Annotated in this window: 8 protein-coding genes; 5 read left to right on the plus strand and 3 right to left on the minus strand. The window is 43.0% G+C overall.

Going from position 1 to position 5,541, the window contains the following annotated elements; all coding sequences use genetic code 11:
- From WB217_RS14550 to WB217_RS14560, 3 genes are all read right to left on the minus strand, one after another.
- A partial coding sequence (locus tag WB217_RS14550; protein WP_423993953.1) for a fumarylacetoacetate hydrolase family protein occupies positions 1–555 on the minus strand: 555 nt, incomplete at its 3' end.
- A 17-nt stretch (positions 556–572) separates the two neighbouring features.
- Complete coding sequence (locus WB217_RS14555) at positions 573–1,781, minus strand: DUF418 domain-containing protein (protein ID WP_423993954.1); 1,209 nt, start codon at positions 1,779–1,781, stop codon at positions 573–575.
- Between the two features lie 101 nt (positions 1,782–1,882).
- Positions 1,883–3,475 (minus strand): long-chain-fatty-acid--CoA ligase, encoded by a 1,593-nt coding sequence (locus WB217_RS14560; protein WP_423993956.1) that lies wholly within the window; start codon positions 3,473–3,475, stop codon positions 1,883–1,885.
- Positions 3,476–3,720: 245 nt separating this feature from the next.
- Between WB217_RS14560 and WB217_RS14565 the strand changes: the two genes are divergently transcribed.
- The 5 genes from WB217_RS14565 (at position 3,721) to WB217_RS14585 (ending at position 5,447) form a co-directional block, all read left to right on the plus strand.
- Positions 3,721–3,942 carry a spore germination protein gene (locus tag WB217_RS14565; protein ID WP_423993959.1) on the plus strand — a complete coding sequence of 74 codons (222 nt, stop codon included), beginning with the start codon at positions 3,721–3,723 and terminating at the stop codon, positions 3,940–3,942.
- Positions 3,943–3,956: 14 nt separating this feature from the next.
- Positions 3,957–4,193, plus strand: a complete 237-nt coding sequence (locus WB217_RS14570; RefSeq protein WP_423993957.1) for a spore germination protein GerPB — start codon at positions 3,957–3,959, stop codon at positions 4,191–4,193.
- Between the two features lie 99 nt (positions 4,194–4,292).
- Positions 4,293–4,862 carry a spore germination protein GerPC gene (gerPC, locus tag WB217_RS14575; protein WP_423993960.1) on the plus strand — a complete coding sequence of 190 codons (570 nt, stop codon included), beginning with the start codon at positions 4,293–4,295 and terminating at the stop codon, positions 4,860–4,862.
- Complete coding sequence (locus WB217_RS14580; RefSeq protein WP_335378352.1) at positions 4,862–5,038, plus strand: spore gernimation protein GerPD; 177 nt, start codon at positions 4,862–4,864, stop codon at positions 5,036–5,038. The genes gerPC and WB217_RS14580 overlap by 1 nt, the downstream gene beginning before the upstream one ends.
- A 4-nt stretch (positions 5,039–5,042) precedes the next feature.
- Entirely contained in the window at positions 5,043–5,447 is a 405-nt protein-coding gene (locus WB217_RS14585; protein ID WP_423993958.1) for a spore germination protein GerPE, read from the plus strand.
- Positions 5,448–5,541 lie beyond the last annotated feature (94 nt).

The following is a 5,541-nucleotide window of genomic DNA, read 5'->3' on the forward strand; positions in this document are numbered from 1 at the left end:
CAAGTCTCTCGCTGTTACATCATTGATTATCGTATATCCGAAGACATACTCGAGTGCCTCTTCCAGATTAATCGCTTTACCTTGCTTTCCGATGATAACTGCTAGCTCACCTTCATAATCTAGCTGAGCTGTCACTTCCTTGTGTTCATTGATTGTTTCTCCGTGGCCAATGACCGATGTTGGCGCTTTAGTAAACACCATGATATGTTCCGGAATATCATCCTTGCTTCCCATCTCAATCGCGTGCTCCGCATAATTCTTTCCGACACAGAAAACATTCTTCGCTGGCTTTGGAATCGGTGCGAGTAAGGTTACAGATTCGATCGGCTTATAGAGTTCCTCTACAAGGTTATTTTCATTTACCCACTCGCCGACCTTACTTGCGTCCTCGTAAAACGAGTCACCCAATGCAATGGCCTCCAGCATTGAGTTTGGAAACGAGAATTCTCCACCCATTCTTCCCGCTGCTTCAAGCAGTGGAAGAACACGATTTTCTCCTTCATTGACAATACCGATAAAAATTCCTTGTTCATTTTTAAAAGTACCGAATTTCATGTTTGGTCCCCCTCATACTAATTTTCCCATGAGCCATCTTCCTTTTTAAAGCGCTGCCTCTTCATATACGTGCCGCTCCTCCAAAGCCATTCCACCGGTCCATAATAATACCTTTTTATATACAAGGTGCTGGCGGCAAGCTGAAAAGCGTAAATACTCAAAGCGAGGACTGAGCCTGCAAAAATGGAAATCTTCCCATAGTACCCAAGCCCATAACTGTAAAAAATCAGCGTAGCGACGATCGATTGAAATAAATAATTGCTGATGGAAAGCCTGCCTGCTGCCTCCAGTGGAGCAAGGAGTTTATCAAAAGTTCTTTTCTCTGAAGCAAGTGCTATGAATAGTGCATACGCCATAGCGAGCATTGCACCGCCAAAAGCATCCTGGGCGTAATCAGTCCCCAAGGTTCTGTCCATAAGGTATGGCAGTGATTTTATAAGCAAACCAGCTAAAACCAGTGCTATTGCATATTTGGCCATCTTAAGCCGCTTGCTTTCCACATTCTCAAAAAGCCTGAGTTTTGCTGCGCCAGCACCAATCATAAATAAAGGCAGGATTGTGATGAGGTAAAAAATGAATCCTATTAGGTCATTGTTTTTATACCATTCTGTAACCCTTTGCTCGGTAACCTCTGCAAAACTGCCAGTTTGATAGGCCATCATTGCCTGGGTCGCCGCTTCCTGATCATACATCGTGAACTCACTTCCACCTTGCATGGCGTCGGCAGCCCCAAGCATAAACAGAAGCAGCAAGTTGGGGACTATGTATAAAATAAATCCAGCTATCAGCAGCCTCCTTGCATTCCAGCCAATCAAAAAGAGAAAGACAAACCCGCATACAGCGTAGGTAATTAAAATATCTCCCTCCCAAATAAAGAAGGCATGAAGCAGTCCCATTAATAACAGAATTGAAAGTCTCCTGAGGGCAAGTGGAGTAAAACTAATCCCCTTCTGGAGAGTCCGTTCCCGCAAAATGACCAGTCCATATCCAAACAGCATCGCAAACAACGGGTAGAAGCTTGCCTGCACAAAAATATCAATGAACCTGTATGTAACTAAATTAAGTGTTCCTTGCCACCAATTTTCAGGATCGATATAAAAATACGGCGAATGAAAGGAAATCATATTCACTAGAAAAATTCCTAATAATGAAAATCCCCTCATCCGGTCAATTGAAACAATCCTTTTTCCCGCAGGCTGGGCTTTTAACTCCATACTCCCACTCATTCCCCCCAAAAGTTTACATCTATACTATGTATATCACACAAAGCCCCGCATGCCAAAAGAAGAAGGACTGCTCAGCGTATAGAGCAATCCCTGTTAACCTATTAATTTACAAGCCTTCCACCCTTGCCATTCGCTTCCCAATATTCATTTCTCAAATGCACCTTCTGGATTTTGCCGGAAGCTGTCTTTGGCAGTTCTTTTACAAAGGTAACTCCTGTAATGGCTTTGAAATGGGCAAGTTTTTCACGGGAGAAAGCAACAAGGTCCTCCTCGGTAACGTGCTCGTTTTCCCTGAGCACGACATAAGCATGTGGTGTCTCGCCCCATTTTTCGTGAGGTACGGCAATGACTGCTGCTTCAAGAACTGCAGGATGATCGTATAATACGCCTTCAACCTCTATGGAGGAAATATTCTCGCCGCCACTGATGATCACATCTTTTTTACGGTCGACGATATCAATGTTTCCATACTGATCGACTGTAGCCATATCACCCGTATGAAGCCAGCCATTGCGGATGGCCTCCATCGTTGCCTCTTCATTTTTCCAGTAGCCTTTCATCACTCCGTTGCTTCTGGTGATCACTTCACCTATCTCAGTGCCATCATGCGCAACCTCATCTCCAAAATCATTCACTACTTTTACTTCGCAGCCAATCATTGAAATTCCAGCTTTCGCCTTCATCCGGTATTGTTCACTTAATGGCAGCTGCTTTAAGTGCGATCTTACTGTTGAAATCGTGCTTAAAGGTGAGGACTCAGTCATGCCATAAACCTGGATGAATTCCCAGCCAAGTTCTTTTTCCACCCTGGTCACGAACGCAGGTGGCGGTGCAGATCCTGCGATGACAACGCGAACAGGCTGTTCAATGCCCGGTACATTTTTTTCATAGAACTGGAGTAGTGAATTCAATACAGTGGGTGCCATATGCATGACGCTAACTTTGTGTTTTTCCAATGCGTTAAAAATTGTCTCAGGAGTTGTTTTGCGCAGGCAAACTTGTGAAGCTCCGTTCGCAGTGTAATAGAATGGTGATCCCCATCCATTAACATGGAACATCGGCAGTACATGCAGGAGTACATCTTCATCGCTCACCCTTAAATGGTGCATAGTGCTGAGGGCATGAAGGTAATTGTTACGGTGCGTCAGCATTACGCCCTTTGGATTCCCCGTTGTTCCGCTTGTATACAGAAGACTGCAAACATCATTTTCATCAAGACCCTCACGTGCAAAAGCCTCCGGCGAGTGCTGATCAAGCCATTCTTCATAACCCAGCTCATTCACGCTGTCTTCTTTATTATGGATGACGATGTGCTCCACAGTCTGCAGCTGATCTTTAATTGGCTGGACCAAATGGTATAAATCCTGGTCAACGAATAATACCTTCGATTCGCTGTGATTCAAAATAAACAAATAATCTTCCGGCTTCAGGCGGATGTTTAACGGTACCATCACTCCGCCTACCTGGAATACACCATAAAAGCCTTCAAGCATTTCGATTGAGTTTGGCGCAAGATAAGCGATTCTGTCACCCTTTCCCGCTCCAAGCTTCCGAAGCCCGTCCGATAGCCTGTTCACTCTTTCATTCAGTTCGGCATATGTAAGCGACCTGTCCTCTGAAAAAATTGCCATTTTATCACTATAAAGCGATACCGCCCGGTCTAAAAACTCGTTTAACAGCAATGGAACATTCATATCTTTGCCTCCTGAGAATAAATTTAAAATTCTAAATATATAAATATATTAACATATTAGCATTTCTGTTATATATCTTTTTGTCTGTTGTATAACATCCGTTTCCAGGAGCAAGCATAGGCATTTTATTCACAATCTTTATCTAGGCACATACGATAAAGAAAAGCGGAAGCGCCTTGGTCAGCACCAAACCGCTAGGCGCTGGAGCGAGACGATATAAAGAAATCCAGGAAAGGGTGTTGCTCATGCCGGCAATCGTCGGAGTCGTACAGGTCATCTCTCTGGGCAACAGCGCTGTTTTCAATATTGGCGATGTTTACAGAATCAGCCCGGTTTCCACAGCAAAAACCTTTTCAGGTGCTGGCTCATTCAATACCGGAGACGGATTGACTCTCTATAATAATCAAAGCTCGACGAATACCTATGATCAAGATGCTGTGGATCAGGGAAATTATTTAAATGCTTAATGCGGGGGATCAGAATGAATTTCTATATACAACAATCGATTCACATCAACCTATTAAAAATTGATGGAATCACCAATTCCTCTGTTCTGCAAATTGGAAGCGCCGGAATCATCAAGCCCGCTTCTTATCTGTACAATACAGGAGGTTTTACGGGGCCGGCACCACAGGCACAGCATCCTGGCGTTCTCAGCAGCTCGGAGTTGCTTGGTACACCTGCTGTACCTTTACAGGCCCCTGTACGAGATATTTGATAGCTGGAATCTTTTTTTATAAAAATAAAACTGGTTTGATTCGAGGTGATTCGTTTGGATGCGGAATTCTATCAATATATAAAAAGGCTGCATTTATTTGTGGAGCATCAAAGCAAAAAAATAGGCAAATTAGAGAAAATGATCTTGGATATGCAACAGGAAATTGCAAGCCTTAAAGAAAGGCCTCCGGTTCAAATCGGAAATATCGAGTATAAATTCGACCAGTTGAAGGTTGAAACACTAGAAGGAACACTGAATATTGGCTTGAATCCGTCAGATCTGAACGAAATCGACGATTTTTCTGTCGATCAGAAAGCAGTGAACGTACCAATTCCCCCAAAACAGTTATTCAAGAGGACAATCGAGCTTGAAACCACATTGTATCAATATTTAGAAACTGACCTCGAGCAGATTTATCGTGATGCACAAACCAATTTGGAAATAACCGTCGATGATTCTTATTTTACATTTATAAAAGATGATATTAAAAAACAGTTGTCCGGCAGAGTGGCTTATCACTTAAAAGAACTCTCCTCCACCAGCCGGGGAGAAGAATTAAGCCCAGAGATAAATGCAAAGGTGATTGAGTTACTTAAACAGGAAATCCAGAACGGAGTATTCCTATTCCTGAAAAATCTGCCTGACAATGTAAAGGAAGGACGTTCATAATGAATTTTCAAGTATATAACCGGGACATCTGCGTCGGCGACATCAGGGTTATAGGCGTATCAAGCTCCTCATTGCTAATGGTCGGAGATGCAGAAATAATCCAGCTGGCAGCAACTTTCGATACTCCAGCAGAATCGTTAGTCATCGGACCATTCGTTCCGCTTTCAGTGGAGTGAAGATATGTTTCAAAGAACAGCATGTGTCGATCGCATAAAAGTCGATTCCATTACTTTTTCATCCATTTTCCAAATAGGTGATTCCCAGCAAATCCAGGCCAAATCAAGAGCGATAGCAGTCCAGAGAGAGGCGGAAATATTTTATGACAACGAAGGGAATTTCTCAGCCTTTTCCATTTTCTCTGAGGCAATCCCATTCACTCCTGTCGATGAAATCTTCTCTTATTCTACCCAAAATCTCAACCCGGTTTTGAAAGTAAGGAGTATCAAGATTTTTGGCGCCTCATCTTCCTCAGTTGTCCACCTCGGAAACAGCTGCCATATTTCAATGGAAGCCAGGGTAAAGCATATCCGCCAGCTATTGCCACGGAAAGAACTAAACAATGATATTAATCATAATGATAGATAAAGGCAGTTTTACCCCAATCTTGTGATACGAAAAAGGACATCTTTTTACGTTTTAAGTGGGTTCATGTCCCTTTCAAAAGGCTATCTTAGCGCAG

This window comes from Mesobacillus sp., assembly GCF_049588175.1.
Classification (GTDB): Bacteria; Bacillota; Bacilli; order Bacillales; family Cytobacillaceae; genus Mesobacillus.